12 protein-coding genes and 1 pseudogene are annotated in these 16,410 nt (G+C 65.6%); 10 read left to right on the plus strand and 3 right to left on the minus strand.

Annotation, left to right across the window (positions count from 1 at the left end; translation table 11 throughout):
* Positions 1–4 precede the first annotated feature (4 nt).
* From ACQVLG_RS23730 to ACQVLG_RS23760, 7 genes and pseudogenes are all read left to right on the plus strand, one after another.
* Complete coding sequence (locus ACQVLG_RS23730; protein WP_474291252.1) at positions 5–1,162, plus strand: ABC transporter substrate-binding protein; 1,158 nt, start codon at positions 5–7, stop codon at positions 1,160–1,162.
* 28 nt (positions 1,163–1,190) lie between these two features.
* Positions 1,191–3,785: an ATP-binding protein gene (locus tag ACQVLG_RS23735; RefSeq protein WP_474291253.1), complete on the plus strand. Its 2,595-nt coding sequence runs from the start codon at positions 1,191–1,193 to the stop codon at positions 3,783–3,785.
* Between the two features lie 17 nt (positions 3,786–3,802).
* The gene (locus ACQVLG_RS23740; protein WP_474291254.1) at positions 3,803–4,438 is read left to right on the plus strand and encodes an Hpt domain-containing protein; all 636 of its coding nucleotides are present in this window, start codon (positions 3,803–3,805) and stop codon (positions 4,436–4,438) included.
* 50 nt (positions 4,439–4,488) lie between these two features.
* Positions 4,489–5,649 (plus strand): annotated as a pseudogene (locus ACQVLG_RS23745) (diguanylate cyclase domain-containing protein); the annotation flags it as partial.
* An 88-nt stretch (positions 5,650–5,737) separates the two neighbouring features.
* Positions 5,738–6,988 (plus strand): EAL domain-containing protein, encoded by a 1,251-nt coding sequence (locus ACQVLG_RS23750; RefSeq protein ID WP_474291255.1) that lies wholly within the window; start codon positions 5,738–5,740, stop codon positions 6,986–6,988.
* Between the two features lie 20 nt (positions 6,989–7,008).
* On the plus strand, positions 7,009–7,383 hold the full coding sequence (locus ACQVLG_RS23755) for a hypothetical protein (RefSeq protein ID WP_474291256.1): 375 nt from the start codon (positions 7,009–7,011) through the stop codon (positions 7,381–7,383).
* Positions 7,384–7,446: 63 nt separating this feature from the next.
* Positions 7,447–8,094, plus strand: a complete 648-nt coding sequence (locus ACQVLG_RS23760) for a hypothetical protein (protein ID WP_474291257.1) — start codon at positions 7,447–7,449, stop codon at positions 8,092–8,094.
* Between the two features lie 9 nt (positions 8,095–8,103).
* Here the strand turns inward: ACQVLG_RS23760 and ACQVLG_RS23765 are convergent, their stop codons facing one another.
* Positions 8,104–9,609 carry a DASS family sodium-coupled anion symporter gene (locus ACQVLG_RS23765; RefSeq protein ID WP_474291258.1) on the minus strand — a complete coding sequence of 502 codons (1,506 nt, stop codon included), beginning with the start codon at positions 9,607–9,609 and terminating at the stop codon, positions 8,104–8,106.
* Positions 9,610–9,872: 263 nt separating this feature from the next.
* Between ACQVLG_RS23765 and ACQVLG_RS23770 the strand changes: the two genes are divergently transcribed.
* Together ACQVLG_RS23770 and ACQVLG_RS23775 are read left to right on the plus strand one after the other, a co-directional pair.
* Positions 9,873–11,027 carry an acyltransferase family protein gene (locus ACQVLG_RS23770; protein ID WP_474291259.1) on the plus strand — a complete coding sequence of 385 codons (1,155 nt, stop codon included), beginning with the start codon at positions 9,873–9,875 and terminating at the stop codon, positions 11,025–11,027.
* 225 nt (positions 11,028–11,252) lie between these two features.
* Positions 11,253–12,026, plus strand: a complete 774-nt coding sequence (locus ACQVLG_RS23775) for a ferredoxin--NADP reductase (protein ID WP_230537671.1) — start codon at positions 11,253–11,255, stop codon at positions 12,024–12,026.
* A 78-nt stretch (positions 12,027–12,104) separates the two neighbouring features.
* Here the strand turns inward: ACQVLG_RS23775 and ACQVLG_RS23780 are convergent, their stop codons facing one another.
* On the minus strand, positions 12,105–13,751 hold the full coding sequence (locus tag ACQVLG_RS23780; protein ID WP_474291260.1) for a phosphoethanolamine transferase: 1,647 nt from the start codon (positions 13,749–13,751) through the stop codon (positions 12,105–12,107).
* Between the two features lie 210 nt (positions 13,752–13,961).
* Between ACQVLG_RS23780 and ACQVLG_RS23785 the strand changes: the two genes are divergently transcribed.
* Complete coding sequence (locus ACQVLG_RS23785; protein WP_230537669.1) at positions 13,962–14,537, plus strand: type 1 glutamine amidotransferase family protein; 576 nt, start codon at positions 13,962–13,964, stop codon at positions 14,535–14,537.
* Here the strand turns inward: ACQVLG_RS23785 and ACQVLG_RS23790 are convergent.
* The gene (locus tag ACQVLG_RS23790) at positions 14,534–16,009 is read right to left on the minus strand and encodes a serine hydrolase domain-containing protein (RefSeq protein WP_474291262.1); all 1,476 of its coding nucleotides are present in this window, start codon (positions 16,007–16,009) and stop codon (positions 14,534–14,536) included. The genes ACQVLG_RS23785 and ACQVLG_RS23790 overlap by 4 nt on opposite strands.
* Positions 16,010–16,410 lie beyond the last annotated feature (401 nt).

Consider the following 16,410-nt stretch of genomic DNA (forward strand, 5'->3'; position numbering starts at 1 on the left):
GCTCATGCGCTGTTTCCGGGAATGCTGCTGGTTCGCTATCGCCCTCGCCGCCGGCTCCGGCCATGCCGCCGAACCGGGCGTGACCGATACGCACATCCGGCTCGGCATGGTCAACGCACAGACGGGCGCCGCCTCGGGACTGGGGCGGGCCATGCTCGACGGCGCGACGGCCGTGTTCCAGGAAGCGAACCGGGGCGGCGGCATCCATGGCCGCAGCATCGAGCTGGTGGTGGCCGACGATGGCTATGATCCGGACCGCGCCATCAGCGAAACGCTCCGGCTGGTCGAGGAAAAACAGGTATTCGCCCTGTTCGGCAACGTGGGCACGCCCACCACCAACGCCGTCATCCCGATCATCGAGGAAATGAAGGTGCCGCTGGTGGGCGCATTTACGGGCGCGATGACCCTGCGCCGCCCCGTGGTGCATGAAATTATCAACTTCCGCGCCAGTTACGACGATGAGTCCGATGCCCTGGTGCAGTATTTCACCAGCCGGGGCATCCAGCGCTTCGGCGTGCTGTACCAGGACGACGGTTTCGGCAATGCCGTGCTCGACGGCACGGTGCGCGCCCTGCAGCGGCGCGGCATGGAACTCGTTGCCAAGGGCTCGTTCCAGCGCGGCACGACGGCCGTCAAGGCGGGCCTGGCGGCCCTGATCGGCCACGACCTGCAGGCGGTGGTCATGGCCGGTCCCTACACGCCGGTGGCCGCCTTCGTGCGCGAGGCAAGGCAGGCCGGGCTGAAGGCGGCGCTGGCCACCGTCTCCTTCGTCGGCACCGACAGCCTGCTGCAGCTGCTGGGCACGGAAGGCAACAACATTGTGATTTCGCAAGTGGTGCCCCTGCCGGAAGACCGCACGCTGCCGATTGCCGCCGACTGCGCCGCGCTGCTGGCCCGGCACGTGCCGGCGGCCAGGCTGTCTTTCGTCAGTTTCGAAGGCTGCATCTCGGCCACCCTGATGGTGGCGGCGCTGCGCCGCGCGGGCGCGGGCCTCACGCGCGAGCGCCTGATCCAGAGTTTCGAAACGTTCGACCGGCTCGATCTGGGCGGCTTGCGGGTCACGCTGCAACCCGGCGACCACCAGGCGTCGACGGCCGTTTTCCTGACCCGCATCGCCGACGGCAGGATCGTCCCGGCGAACCTGGCGCCTGCCGCGAAGTGATGCGCGCCCCCCTGCCCTGGAACCCGGCATGAAAATCAGGACCAAGCTCATCATCAGTACCAGCGTCCTGCTGGCGGGCGTGGCGGCCATGGCGGCGGCCGGCCTGCTGCTGGTGAAAGGCATCGAAACCCATGTCCACGGTTTGACCGACGAGACGGTGCCGCTGTACACGGACGTGTTGCGCCTGCGCTATACCGTGCAGGACATGGCCTCGGACTTTTTCGAGCTGGGCAAGGCGGAAGACCTGGCGCAGCTGGAGCAGGTGTCGAACAAGATCGGCGCCAATATCCAGGCCGCCGAGCGCCTCAGCGACGATTTGCGGCGCCATGGCGAATCGCAGGCGCCGCGCTACCACGCGGCCTTCGAACGGGAATTCCAGCGCATGCGCGTCGCCGTGCGCAAGCGCCTGGAAAACGAGGCCTATTACAAGGCGCAGGCGACGGAGATGCGGCAAGTGCTGGCGCAGATCAAGGCCGCCGCCAAGGGCGCGCGCGGCAAGATCCGCCTGGTCGACAGCCAGGCCCAGGCCACGGCCGCCGAGGTGCAGCTGCAAAGCCAGCGCCTGAACCAGAATGCCCGCTACCTGACGGATTTGCGCAAGAGCATCCACGACATGCAGATCGCGCTGGCCGAGACGGAAGCCGTGAAGAACCGTTTCCGCATCGCCCCCCTGCGCGAGCGGCTGACGGCGGCCGTCGCGCACCTGGCGGGCACCAGCGAGCGCGACATCAGCCCGTCCCAGCTGGCGCTGCGGGCGAAACTGCTGGCCACGGCGCGCCAGATGCTCGATCCCGCCGCCGGCTTGCTGGCCCTGCGCGCCGGCCTGCTGGCCGAAGGCGGCGCCGGCGCGGCGCGGCAGGCCGCCTATCTTGCGCTCAAGGAGCAAACCAGCGCCGCCCTGGCCACTGCCCACCTGCGCCTGGCCGAGGAGCTCGACCCCATCGAACTGCAGCTGGCCATCGGACGCGACCGGCTGGCCGAGGCCGGCCGCTACATGCACACCTCGGCCCGCATCGAGGATGCCAGCGGCGAAATCAACCTGGCCGTCGACGCCATCAGCATCGACGTGGGCGAAGTCATGCTGGCCACGGCCGCCGCCGACGTCGCGCGCCTGGGCCGCGATATCGACCGGCGCATCAGCGCCCTGCACCGCGACATGGCGACCATGCAGACCTTGCTGCAAAGCATAGGCCAGCTGGGCTTGCTGGCCGAAACGCGGACCGTCAACACCTACCTGGACGCCGTGGAGCGCTCGGGACGGCGGCTGGTGCAGGCCAAGGGCAGCGTGCTCGACAGCCAGACGGCGCTGAACGACGTGATCGACCATGTGCGTGCCTTCGAGCGCGAACAGGCCGCCTATTCCGCGCAGCAGGTGGCGCGCATCACGGGGCAGCAGCAGGAGGCGGTGGCCAAGGTGCGCGATGGCGTGCGGCATGCCTTCATGCTGATCCTCGGCATCGCGCTGGTCCTGCTGCTGGCCTGCGTGGCCATCACGGGCCTGATCAGCGCGTCGATCGCCAGGCCGCTGGCGCGCCTGTCCTACGCCATCGCGCATATCCGCGACGGCAAGGCGCTGTCGGTGCGCGTGGCGCAGCATGGCAGCGATGAACTGGGACAGCTGATCATGGGCTTCAACGGTATGCTTGAACACGTGGAACAGCGCGACCTGGCGCTGACGCAGGCCAAGGCCGAGGCCGATGCCGCCAACCGGGCGAAATCCGAGTTCCTGGCCAAGATGAGCCACGAAATCCGCACGCCGATGAATGGCGTGCTGGGCATGACGGAACTGCTGCAGCGCACGGAACTGAGTCCCACGCAGCAGCGTTTCGTGCACACGGTGCACCGCTCGGGCGAAAGCCTGCTCAGCATCATCGACGACATCCTCGATTTTTCCAAGATCGAGGCAGGCAAGCTGGTGCTCGAACACATCCCCTTCGACCTGCGCCAGGTGATCGACGACGTGGTGGCGCTGTTTGCCAACGGCATCGAACGCAAGGCCATCGCATTTACCTGCCGCATCGCGCCCGACGTGCCGCAGCACGTGCGCGGCGACCCCGTGCGCCTGCGCCAGATCCTGACCAACCTGCTCAATAACGCCACCAAGTTCACGGAACGGGGCGAAATTGCCGTCGACGTCAGCTGCCCCGCCGCCGGCCAGCTCCGGCTGGAAGTGCGCGACACGGGCATCGGCATGACGCCGGAAGCGGCGGCGGCCGTCTTCCAGCCCTTCCAGCCCTTCCGCCAGGCCGACAGCACCACCTCGCGCAAATACGGCGGCACGGGGCTGGGCCTGGCCATCATCAAGCAGCTGGCGGAAATGATGGGCGGCAATATCGTGCTCGAATCCGTGGCGGGCCAGGGCTCCAGCTTCGCCGTCACCGTCGTCGTGGGCGCGGTGGCGCCCGGGGACGCGCCGGCGGCGCCGATGAAGCCCGCCCTGCCCGCCGCGCCGGACGGCGCTGGCGCAGCGCCGGCGCCGCTGCGCATGCTGCTGGTGGAAGACAACGCGATCAACCAGGAAATCGCCCTGGCCATGCTGGAAGATACCGCTTACCAGGCCACGCCGGCCGACAACGGCGGGCGCGCGCGCTGGCCCTGTGGGAGCGCTACCCCTTCGATGTGATCCTGATGGATTGCCAGATGCCGGAAATGGACGGCTTCGAGGCGACGCGGCGCCTGCGCCGCATGGAAAGCGAGCAAGGCCGCAGCCGCACGCCCATCATTGCCCTGACGGCCAATGCCATCTTGGGCGACCGCGAACTGTGCCTGGACGCGGGCATGGACGACTACCTCGCCAAGCCGTACACGCGCGCCGCCCTGCTGGCCGTGCTGGCCCGCTGGCGCCCCGCATCTTCCGTACCGGCGGCAGCGGAGACGCCGGCGGCGCCGGCGCAGGCCGCCCCGGCGGCGGCGAGCGATGCAAGCCCCATCCTCGACGCGGCCGCCCTGCAAAACCTGCGCGCCATGCGGCGCCCGGGCCGTCCCGACGTGCTGGGCCGCATCATCGACCTGTTCTACAGCGACGCCCCGCGCCTGCTGGGGCAGCTGGAAATGGCCGCCGGGGCCAGCGATGCCGCGGCCCTGCAGCTGGCGGCGCATACCTTCAAGTCCAGCTGCGCCAACATTGGCGCGCTGGGCTTGTCCGCCACTTGCCGTGAAATCGAACAATACGCGCGCAGCAACGACGTCGGCAGCGCGCTGCGCCATATCCGCGGCATCCAGCAAGAACTCGACCGTGTCCTCGCCGCCCTGGCCCTTGAAAAGGAAGCCCTATGAATACCGCACTCCCTCCGCACGCCCTGATCCTGGTGGTCGATGACGACGCCATGACGCGCCTCCTGGTGACCGAAGCGCTGGAGCCGGAAGGCTTCCGCATCGAGGAAGCGGCCAGCGGCCTCGATGCGCTGGCCGCCTTCCAGCGCGGCGTGCCCGACCTGGTCCTGCTCGACGTCGCCATGCCCGGCATGAGCGGCTTCGAATGCTGCGCCCAGCTGCGCCGGCTGCCCGGCGGCGCGCACGTGCCCATTGTCGTTCTTACCGGCAACGACGACGATGACTCCATCAAACAGGCGCTGGAAGCGGGCGCCAGCGACTTTATCTCCAAGCCGATGCAATGGCGGCTGCTGGCGCACCGGCTGCGCTACCTGCTGCGCGCCAGCAGCGCGCTCACCGAGTTGAGCCGCATCCAGGAAAGCCTCAGCCACGCGCAGGCGCTGGCCCGCCTGGGCAACTGGGAGTACCGGCTCGCCGACGGCGACGGCTACTGGTCGCCGGAACTGTTGCGCATCCTGGGCCTCGATGCCGATTCCGGCCCCACCAGCTTCGAGCGCCTGCTGCAATGCCTGCCGGAAGACCAGCGGCCCCTGCTGCTCGACGCCTTCATGGAACTGCATGCCAGCGGCACCGGCTACAGCCTGGAACACAAGGTGCTGCAGCCGGGCGGCGGCGAGTGCATCGTCTTCCACCAGGCCGAGGCCGTGCGCCAAGGCCGGCAGGTGCTGCTGATGCGCGGCACGGTGCAGGACATCACGGAACGCAAGCTGCAGGAATGGCGCATCGAATACCTGGCCAACCACGATGCGCTGACGGACTTGCCCAACCGCCAGCTGCTGAACGACCGCATCGGCCAGGCCATCGCCCACGCCCGCCGCACCCGGCTGCACCTGGCGACCCTGATGCTGGACCTCGACCGTTTCAAGTTCGTCAACGACAGCTATGGCCACCCCGTGGGCGATGCGCTGCTGCAGGAAGTGGCGCGGCGTCTGCAGCACGCGGTGCGCGAAGGCGACACGGTGGCCCGCCAGGGCGGCGACGAGTTCGTCATCCTGCTGACGGACTTGCCCGATAGCGACACGGCCGAGGAGATCGCCAAAAAGGTGCTGGCCGTGTTCGCCGAGCCCTTTTTGCTGGGCGAACATACCTTGCACGTCAGCACCAGTATCGGCGCCAGCCTGTTTCCCTGCGACGGCGACAGCGCCGACATCCTGTTGAAGACGGCCGACGCGGCCCTCTACAGCGCCAAGGACAAGGGCCGCAACGCTTACCAGTTCTACAACCACAAGATGGGCGTGCTGCTTGGAAGAGCGGGCCGAGATCGAACACGCCTTGCACCAGGCGCTGGCGCAGGGCGAGCTGGAATTGCACTACCAGCCCAAGGTCAACCTGGTCAGTGGAAAAGTCTATGGCATGGAAGCGCTGCTGCGCTGGCGCCGGCCCGGCATCGGCATGGTGCCGCCGGACCGCTTCATTCCCCTGGCCGAGGAAGCGGGCATGATCATTGCTATCGGCGAATGGGTGCTGCGCACGGCCTGCGCGCAGCTCGGCGTCTGGCATGCCTACGGCTTTACGCACCTGACGATGGCCGTCAACGTTTCGGCGCGCCAGTTCCGCCAGGTCGACATGCCGCAACTGGTGCGCGAAGTGCTGGCCGACAGCGGCGTGCCGGCCGACTGCCTGGAGCTGGAGCTGACGGAGAGCGTGCTGATGCAAAACCGCGACCTCGTGGTGAAGGCGCTGGAACAGTTGAAGGAAATCGGCGTCACCCTGGCGCTGGACGACTTCGGCACCGGCTATTCCAGCTTGTCCTATCTCAAGCAATTCCCCATCGACGTGGTGAAGATCGACCAGTCGTTCATCCGCGACGTGACCGACAGCGAGGACGGCGCTTCGCTGACCCGTTCCATCATCGCCATGGCCAAGTCGCTCAACATGAGCACGGTGGCCGAGGGCGTGGAAACGGAAGGACAATTGGCATTTCTCAATACCAATCACTGCGACGCCATGCAAGGCTATTACTTCAGCCGCCCCCTGCCGGGCGCCGAGATGGACAAGCTGCTGTATGCGGGTACCCATTTGCCGCCCGACAACTGCCATGCGGAAGTGCCGCAGCGCGTGCTGCTGCTGGTCGACGACGAAGAGCATATGCTGTCCGCGCTGCGCCGCTCGCTGCGCAAGGAAGGCTACCAGATACTCAGCACCACCAATCCGCAGGAAGCGCTGGAACTGGTCGCCTCCAACGCGGTGGGCGTGATCCTCACGGATGCGCGCATGCCTGGCATGTCCGGCAACGAACTCTTGCGCCGCATCAAGGGCATCTATCCGGAAATCGTGCGCGTGATGCTGTCCGGCTATCCTGAATTGCATTCGGTCACGGCCGCCATCAACGAAGGCTCCGTGTACAAATTCATCACCAAGCCCTGGGACGAAACCTTGCTGAAGGAGCATTTGCAGGAAGCCTTCCTGCGCTTCGAATCGGGCGTGCAGCGGCCGCCGCTGGGGCCGCCGATGGGGCCGCGTATCGTCCAGATCAGCAACCGCGCCGCCTAGGCGCGCCGCCAGGAGCCATGATGCAGGAGCAACTGTTCTTCGCAGGCTTGCGCGCCCTGGCCGAAGCGGCCTTTCCCAAGCATTGCGCCTGCTGCGGCCGCGTCTTCGCCACGGCGGACGAGTTCATCGGGCAGACGCAAGCGATGCGGCAGGATGTCTCGGGGCTGAAACAAAGTTTCGATGACAACAACGTCGCCATCGTCGAGGTCTACCGCAATTGCCTGTGCGGCTCGACCCTGATGGATTTCTTTTCGGACCGGCGCGACACGTCCGAGGCATCCCGGCAGCGGCGCCAGTTATTCGAACAATTATTGCATCTATTGCAAGAAAAAGGCATGGAGCGGGCTGCGGCGCGCGCCTATCTGCTGGAAGTCGTGCGCGGGCGGTTGCCGTGACGGCGGTGCTTGCCTATATGATACCGCCTGTACACACTGACAGGGAAAGGCAGGCGGCGGAGAATGACAACGATCACCGGGCGATTGCGGGAAGCCGGCTTCGATGCCGGACAGGCCGATACATTGGCGCAGGATATTAAACAGAAGAAATATGGCCCCTTGCTGCAGCAGTTGCTGCTGCGCGGCCTGTGGGCCGACGTCGTCGACGACAGCTTGCCGCAGCCGCAGTGGATAGCACGCTGGCGCGACCTGGGCGAGTCGGATTTTCCCTTCATCAACGCCCCTGCCCTGCAGCGTTTGCTGGACGCGGGCGTCGACGTGCACGACTTGACGGACGTCGTGCGATCCGTGCAGGTGTTGACGATCTACAATATTGCCCAGCTGATCGACGAACCTTGCCGCGACCTGGGCTACGACCTGGAAGCAACACCGGACCTGGCGCTGGCGGCCGTCGACGACGGCGGCGCCCTGCACCGCTACGGCAGCCTGCACGACGCGCTGGAGGAAATGGACCCGGCGGGCCGCCACGGCCAGCCCCGCTCGCTTGAATTGCGCCGGTTCGGCGGCTTGCCGGACGATCTGCAGGCGCAGCTCAGGGACTTGCTGGCGAAACAGGCGTGGTCGCAGGCGGCCGTGCTGTGGAAGCGCGCCGTCGGCGGCGAGCTGGCGCACTGCCTGGCGGCCATGCGGCAGCTGGCGCGCCAGCTGTAGCAACCGGTATTACCAGTAGCCGAGCACCTTCCACCACGTCGTGCCGACGACGGCAAAGATCAGCAGTTCCACCACGCACATGATGAAACCGACTCTCCACCAGTTGCCCATCGTCACGAAGCCGCTGCCGAAGATGATGGGCGAGGTGCCCGTCGCGTAGTGGGTCAGCGTCATCATGATGGCCGAGCCGGCCGTCATCATCAGCATGAACGGCACGTGGTATTCGGCCGGGATCAGGTGCAGGCCCACCGTCAGGAAGGCCAGCAGCATGGCGCTGATGTGGGCCGTCGTGCTGGCAAAGAAGTAATGCGAAAAGACAAACACCAGCACCAGCACGCCGGCAATCGGCAGCCAGTCCATGCCGCTGGCGACGATGGCCGCCTTCATGCCGGCCGAAAACCAGGCGATCACGCCCGTCTTGTTCAGCTGCTCGGCCATCATGACGAGCGCGCCGAACCACACGAGGGTGTCCCAGGCGCTCTTTTCGGACAGCACGTCGTCCCAGTCGATGGTGCCCGTGATGATCAGCACGAACAGGCCGACAAAGGCGACCACCGTTGCATCGAGCGAAAACGCGGGGCCGAACAGCATGGCGGGAACGTTGGCCCACAGCAAGAGCAGCAAGCCGAAGGTGCCCAGCATGACTTTTTCCGGCGGCGACAGCGGCCCCATGCTTTTCAGTTCCGACTTGGCGTAGGTGACGGCGTCCGGCGTGGCCTTCAGTTCCGGCGGCGACAGCCAATAAATTACCAGCGGCATCAGCAGCAGGCAAACCAGGCCCGGCAGCAGCATGCACAGGGCCCAGGTGGTCCACGTCAGGTGAAAACTCTGGCCGCTGGCCTTGGCCACGAAATCGACCACCAGCGGGTTCGGCGCCGTCGCCGTGAGGAACATGGCCGAGGTGATCGGGTTGGCGTGGTAGTTGACGAGGGCCAGATACGTGCCCACTTTCTTTTCCGTGCCCTTGGCCGGATCCGAATCGAAGGCGTTGGCGATCGATTTCATGACGGGGTGGACGATGCCGCCGCCGCGCGCCGTGTTACTTGGCGTAAAGGGCGCCAGCACCAGTTCGCAAATCGCCAGGCCATAGCCGATGCCCATGGTGCGCTTGCCCAGCAGCGAGATGAAGAGCAGACCGATGCGGCTGCCCAGCCCCGTTTTCTTGAGGCCGCGCGAAATCAGGATCGCCACGACGATCAGCCAGATCAATGGATTCGAAAAACTGCTGAGCGCATCCGTGATGGCGCCCTTGGACGAGGTCGACGTCACTTGCGACAAGGACACGATGACGATGGCCATCATCGCCATCACGCCGATGGGCATCACTTTTAAAATGATCGCCAGAATCGTGGTGAGGAAGATCGCTACCAGGCCCCAGGCCTTGGGCGTCAAGCCTTCCGGTGCCGGCAGCAATAACATGCCGACCAGCAAGGCGGTGCAGATCAGGGCGGGGACGAGGCGGAATGGGACGGCTTCCTTGAAATGCAGGAACATGTCGCGCACTGTTTTATACATCTTTATGACCTTTCGCTGTGGGTCGGGCATCGTGGCGGCCGGAATCGTGCACGCAGATTCATGGGCTGGCAGGCACGAGAAACCGCGCCCGCAAGATGATAGATGCCCAACAATTCTGTTCGGCAATATCATACACGCAAGGCTGCGCCGTCCCTGCCCCATTGCCGCGTTCGCTACCGACTATCTGTAAAATCGTTGACCGGCAAGCGACATATGTCACATAATTGCCCCATTAGTCGCCAGACGGACGGACAAGGAACCCATTGATTACCCGCAACCACCATATCGACGCCTTGCGCGGCGCCGCCATCCTGTGCGTGCTGCTGCTGCACTTCGCCCTCGCCTACGGCCTGAAGAACAGCCCGCTTGAAATCCTGCCCGCCTGGCTGCTGCGCGCCGCCTACCAGGGCAATTACGGCGTGACCATGTTTTTCGTCATTTCCGGCTACCTGATCACCTCGACTTCGCTGCGCCGCTGGGGCGACCTGGCGCGCATCGACCTGGCCGCGTTCTATCTGTATCGCGTCGCCCGCCTGCTGCCAGCGCTGCTGCTGGCCCTGTCCCTGATCGTGCTGCTCGGTGTGCTGGACGTGCCCTTCTTTGCCAACTCGGACGACGGCAAGGACTTGCCAGCCAGCTATTTCGTCATCGCCATCGCTTCCGTGCTGACCTTCTGGCACAACGTGCTGATGCAAAGCGCCGGTTACTTCAATTACTGCCTGAACGTGTACTGGTCGCTGTCCGTCGAGGAAATGTTTTATCTGCTGCTGCCGCTGTCGTGCCGCTTCCTGCGCCGGCGCCAGGCGATCATGCTGCTGTGCGGCGCCGCCATCGTGGCCGGCCCCGTGTACCGCAGCCTGCACGCGGATAACGAGATTGACTTCATGTACGGCTACCTTGCCTGTTTCGACGCCATCGCCATCGGCTGCCTGACGGCCCTGCTGACACAACACTGGCAGCCGGGCGCGCGGGCCGGGCGGTTCCTGCGCTGGACCGCGGGCCTGGCCCTGGCGGTTCTGTACGTGCGCGGCATCGGCGGCCATGAAGTCTTCGGCTTCAGCGCAATCGCACTGGCCAGCGCCGCCTTCATCGCGGGCGCCACGGCGGTCCCGGCAGCCAGCCAGGGCCGCCACGGCCCGCTGCAATGGCTGGGACGCCGCAGCTATGAGCTGTACTTGTTCCATATCATCGTGCTGGCCGGCATGCGCAACGTGGTCGACAAGGCGGGCCTCGGCTACGCGGAACGGCTGCCGTGGCTGGCGCTGTTCCTGGCAGCGACGGCGCTGGCGGCCGCCCTCGTGGCCCGCCATGTGTCCGACCCGGCGAATGCCGCCCTGCGACGGCGCTTCGGGCGCCGCGCCACGGCCGCGCCGGCATGCGCTGGCGGCAGCCCTGGCGCGGCACCCCGAAAAAACTGAGCCAGGTCAAGAGAGCGCATGCCCGCGCCCCGTTTCGGGGCCAATTCCAGCCCCGCCTTGCCATTCGCACTATAATGTCGGCACCGCGTGCGGCAGCAATGGCGGCGATAGACGGTAACAATTTCGTGTGGAGGCCAGTACAATAGCGTCTGGGCCTACACAGGGTTTCACTTTTGCCAGCAGTTGCCAGCAACTAACCATTTTTTTGACCGCCCAACAAATACTATGAGTTCGATGAATGAAGAGCGCGTTTTAAGCGTGCACCACTGGACGGATACCCTGTTCTCCTTTACCACCACGCGCGACCCGTCGCTGCGTTTCTCGAATGGCCATTTCACCATGATCGGCCTGCGCGTCGATGGCAAGCCATTGCTGCGCGCCTACAGTATCGCCAGCGCCAATTATGAAGACCACCTGGAATTCTTCAGCATCAAGGTGCCGGGCGGCCCCCTGACGTCGCGTTTGCAGCACTTGCAAGTGGGCGACACCGTCATCGTCGGCCGCAAGCCGACGGGCACCCTGGTGTCCGACTACCTGCTGCCGGGCAAGCGCCTGTACATGCTGTCGACGGGCACGGGCCTGGCGCCTTTCCTCAGCATCGTGCGCGATCCGGACATCTACGAGCGCTTCGACGAATTGATCCTCGTGCACGGCGTGCGCCAGGTCGACGAGCTGGCTTACCACGACTTGCTGGAAGAGCACCTGCCGAAGCATGAATTCCTGGGCGAAATGGTCAGCGACAAGCTGCGCTACTACCCGACCGTGACGCGCGAAGACTTCCGCAACATGGGCCGCATCACGGAACTGATCGAGAACGGCAAGCTGGCCAAGGACCTGGGCGTGCCGGAACTCAATCCTGCCGAAGACCGCGTGATGATCTGCGGCAGCTCGGACATGCTGCGCGACCTGAAAGAAATGCTGGAAGCGCGTGGCTTCAAGGAAGGCAATACCTCGACGCCTGGCGACTTCGTGGTCGAGCGCGCATTCGCCGAGAAGTAATCGGCAAAGTATCGGCAACATCCCAGGGGCCCGGCCCCGCCGCTTCCCGCGGCGGCGCCGGGCCTTTTCATTGCGCGCTCAACGGGCCAGCGCTGCCCCGCGCTGGTACTGCAAGCCATTCATGAAGCGCTGCACGGGCGTAAAGGCGCTGCTGAGGATATCGTCCTGCGCCGCGTAATAGCGCGTCTCGATCTTCAGCAAGCCCAGCACGGTCGCGTCGAGCTTGTCCGTCTGGTAGGGACGGCTTTCCAGCGCGGCGCGCGCGGCCGCCGACTGCGGCGTTTGCTGGTTGTTCCAGATCAACATGGGAATTTCATAGCCGCTCTTGTCCGAGGCGGAATGGCCCGCGTGATTGCGGCTGTAGCCCACTTCCTGCCCGTGGTCGGAAACGAACAGCAGCGAGGCGGCGCGCCCGGCCTTGGCTTTGTCGGCCATGCCGATCAGGGTGCCCAGCACGTAATCGCCGTAGCGGATGGCGTTGTCGTACTCGTCGCGCTGGTTGCGTATCCAGCTGGACCTGCCCTGGCTGGCCATCTGCGCGCTGACGGCGTCGTGCGCCCGGTCGAAATGCGCGAAACGGCTCGGGTAGCGCATGTCATAGCTGGGATGCGCGCCCAGCAAGTGCACGACGATCAGCTTTTTCGGCGCCGCGTCGCGCAGCGCATGGGCAAACGGCTGGAACAGGTTGCCGTCAAAATTGTTTTCGCCGCGGCCAGTGCCGTAATTGATGAAATCGCTTTCATCGGCCTGGCCCGCCAGCAAACCTATCCAGCCATCGTTGCGCGTCTGGTTCGACACCCAGAACGTCTTGTAGCCGGCCGCCTCGGCCAGCATCAGCAGATTCGGCTTGGCCATCCACGCATCGGGGTTGCCGATATCGGCCGGCGTGAGCATGGTCATCATCGATTCCACCGTGCTGGACGCGGGCGAAATCACATCGTTAAAAACCAGCAGCTTAGCCCGCATGGCGTCGAGCTGGGGCGTGGTGGCGCGCGGGTAGCCATACAGCGACATCGAGGCGCGGTTGGTGCTCTCGCCGATCACCAGGATGACGGTGCGGGCATCCTCGCCCGCATAGCGCACATGCCAGTCGCGCGGCGCGGCCATGGCCGCCGTCAGCGCATGCTGCATCGATTTCATGGCGTCCAGCTGCGCGCTGTACTGCTGGTAGCGCAGCGGCCAGAACAGGGCCGGATTTTCGCGCCGCATGGTGGTATTGACGTGCAAGGACACGAGAAAGACGGCCATGAAGACGGCAAACCCTTTTTGCGGCCAGCCTGGAGCAGCATGCCCGCGCGCCGCCTGCCAGCGCTGCAGATAGCGGTCGCCCAGCAGCACGGCCGCCGTCACGAGCACAAACCAGGCGGCCGCTTGCGCCAGGGCGGCGCCGTTGTGCAGGAAAAACTCGCCCGTTTCGGCTTGATCTGTCGCAAACATGGCCTGCAAAACCGCATTCGGGTTCGGGCGCATGCCAAAATAGCCGCGCAAGAAGCCTTTTACGGCGGCGTCCAGGTAAAACACGGGCACGACGACGCGCACCAGCACGTTGATCGCACCGGCGCCGGCATTGCCGCGCCACGCCTGCAGCACGCCGCCCACGCCCAGCAGGAATGCCGCCAGCAAGGCGCTCAATTTCAGGCATTCATTCGCGCTCAATTGATCGAAGAGGAAGAAAAGCAGCAGGCCAGCAATGCTTAACAGGACACGGCAAAACAGAATCAGCATGGAGGCGTCAGAGAGTGAACATGGGACAGGGACAAGCCCGCGCGGACGGGCCAGCGATTGTAGCGTAGTCCCTTGCAACTTGTGCAATCATTTCATGCGCGCTCCTGACAGAAATTGTCAGTGCTTTTTATTATGATTTCGGCACCAGCTGGCCAGCCAGCCTGTATTACTGTATTCATATCGATATCTCCACCTGCGACAGGACTTTTCATGACACGTGCCATTACCATACTGACCGAAAACTTTGCCGATTGGGAAACCGCCCTGCTCAATTCCACGGCGCGCCTGTACTACGGCTTTTACACGCAGTTCGCCACGCCGGGCGGCTTGCCCGTCACTTCGTCCGGCGGCATGCTGGTCACGCCGCAACTGGCGCTGGAAGAGGTCAATCTCGATGAACTCGATTTGCTGATGGTGTGCGGCGGCAGCCATTGGCAAAGCGGCAAGGCGCCCGACCTGGGCCCTCTGCTGCGCGCCGCCCGCGACAAGGGCGTGGTGCTGGCCGGCATTTGCGACGGCACGCGCGTGCTGGCGCAGGCGGGCGTGCTCGACACCGTGCGCCATACGTCCAACAGTGCGGACAACCTGCTGCAAACGGGCTATGCGGGCGCGGCCCTGTACCAGGACGTGCCGTGGGCCGTGGCCGACCAGCGCATCGTCACGGCACCGGGCACGGCGCCCGTCAGTTTTACGCGCGAAGTGCTGCGCAGCCTTGGCATTCACGACGACAACCTGACGGCCTACCTGGCCATGCACGGGTCCGAGCACGGCCAGGCGGAACGCTAATCGGGGGCCAGCACGCGCAGGCGCGCCACAGCGTGGGCGTTGCCCGGGTCCAGCTCCAGCGAACGCCGGTAATGCGCGATGGCCGGCGCCGTGGCGCCATCGGCCTCGTACGCTTCGGCCAGGCTGTCGTGGCCATTCGCCCCTTGCGGGTACAGCCGCACGCCCAGCTGGAAGACGGCGAGCGCCTGTTTCGGCTGCTGCCGGCCCAGCAGGCGGTAGCCCCAGGCATTCAGGTCGTCTTCGGCGGGTTCAGGCAATCCATGCTGGCGCCGGATGGCCGCCAGTTTCTGTTCCAGCCCGTCAAAGCCGGTACTGGCCGCCTTGTTGCGCAACAAATGCGCGGCATACGCGCCGCCCCGCTGCTGGCGCAGGGCGGGAACATAAAAGCCGGCGACGGTGTCGATCAGCTGTTCCGGCTGGCCGCCTGCCAGGTTGCTGAGGATAATGATGGCCAGGCCATCGTCCGGATACACATAAAAGGCCGAGCGGCCGCCGCCGATGCCGGCCACGGCGCGGTGCGCAGCGCGGCCGATGCTGGGCCAGCCCAGCGCCCACGGCGCCGGCTTGCCGTCGTTCAGGCTGGTCGGCTGCCACAGCTTCTCCACGCTGGCGGGCGCCAGCAAGCGTCCCGACTGCAGCGCGATGAGCCAGTTCGCCAGTTCGCCCGCATTGCTGTTGATGCCGGCCCCGGCGCGCATGAACACGGGGAAATCCTCGATCACGTTGCGGTAACCGTTGCCGCCCCGCTCCAGCACGTAGGAACTGGCCTTGCCCACGACCACGTCCTTCGCGTCGCCGAAGCCGCTGTGCCGCATGCCGGCCACGTCGAACTGCCGGCGCTGGATGAAAGTGGTAAAGGGCTGGCCGCCCTGCTGCTCGATCAATTGCGCCAGCAACACGTAATTGGTCTGGTTGTAGCGGTAGCGCTGGCCTGGCGGCGCTTCCACGGGCAGCGCCTGCACGGCCGTCCACGCCGCAGCGGCGTCGTCCGGCTGCGGCCCCACCAGCTTGCCGCTGCGCTGGTCCAGCACATCGGGCAAGCCGGAGCTATGGTTGAGCAACTGCGTCACCGTCACGGCTTGCCAGGCTACGGGCAACCCCGTCAGGTACTGGCCGATGGGCGCCGCCAGGTCGATCTTGCCCTCCTGCACCAGTTGCATCACGGCCACGCCGGCAAACGCTTTCGTTGCCGAATTGATGGAAAACAGGCTGGCGTCCGTCACGGGCACCTGGTATTGCAGGCTGGCCAGGCCGAAATTGCGCTTCAGCACGACCTTGCCGCCCCGGATCACGGCCAGTTGCAGTCCTGGAATCTGGCGCTCCCGCATTTCGCTGCGCACAAAGGCGGCGATATCGCGCTGGACCTGGCCTTGCTGCTGCGCGGCGGTCAAGGCGCTGGCGCCCGTGGCGGCTGGCGGAAATGCCGTGGCGAGCGCCAGGACCAGGGCGGCGGATGAAAAATGGACACGCATCGGACGGCTCTCTCTCGTAATCTGGATCATGCTGGGCAAGCGGGCCTGCCGCGCTGGCGCGGCCCGGACGACAAAGCGCCGCATATCCGGCCAAGCCGGACATGCGGCGCATGGCGGCCCTGACGGGCCACTATTGCAAAATAGCACTATTGCAAATAAATGTATAGACGGGGATACGCCAGCCTGTCTACGTCAACGCTCCCTCCCCCTGCAGCCTGGGCGCCGGTTCGGGATCCAGCGCTCCCAGCAGTGGCGGCAGCACGCTGCGCTGCAGCATGGCGCGGTGCGCCAGCGCGCGTTCCAGCAAGGCATGCGTTTCCTGGCGCAGCCGGTCGACCAGGGGATCGCGCCCCACATCGTCGGCTTCGCGGCCGGCACGCGCCGCCAGGGTGGCGCGCAGG

It is taken from the genome of Janthinobacterium sp. TPC_1 (assembly GCF_056037845.1).

Coding starts and splice junctions, on each gene's coding strand:
- ACQVLG_RS23730 (WP_474291252.1), top strand. CDS start 5: ATGCGCTGTTTCCGGGAATGCTGCTGGTTCGCTATCGCCCTCGCCGCC.
- ACQVLG_RS23735 (WP_474291253.1), top strand. CDS start 1,191: ATGAAAATCAGGACCAAGCTCATCATCAGTACCAGCGTCCTGCTGGCG.
- ACQVLG_RS23740 (WP_474291254.1), top strand. CDS start 3,803: ATGCCGGAAATGGACGGCTTCGAGGCGACGCGGCGCCTGCGCCGCATG.
- ACQVLG_RS23755 (WP_474291256.1), top strand. CDS start 7,009: ATGCAGGAGCAACTGTTCTTCGCAGGCTTGCGCGCCCTGGCCGAAGCG.
- ACQVLG_RS23760 (WP_474291257.1), top strand. CDS start 7,447: ATGACAACGATCACCGGGCGATTGCGGGAAGCCGGCTTCGATGCCGGA.
- ACQVLG_RS23765 (WP_474291258.1), bottom strand. CDS start 9,609: ATGTATAAAACAGTGCGCGACATGTTCCTGCATTTCAAGGAAGCCGTC.
- ACQVLG_RS23775 (WP_230537671.1), top strand. CDS start 11,253: ATGAGTTCGATGAATGAAGAGCGCGTTTTAAGCGTGCACCACTGGACG.
- ACQVLG_RS23780 (WP_474291260.1), bottom strand. CDS start 13,751: ATGCTGATTCTGTTTTGCCGTGTCCTGTTAAGCATTGCTGGCCTGCTG.
- ACQVLG_RS23785 (WP_230537669.1), top strand. CDS start 13,962: ATGACACGTGCCATTACCATACTGACCGAAAACTTTGCCGATTGGGAA.
- ACQVLG_RS23790 (WP_474291262.1), bottom strand. CDS start 16,009: ATGCGTGTCCATTTTTCATCCGCCGCCCTGGTCCTGGCGCTCGCCACG.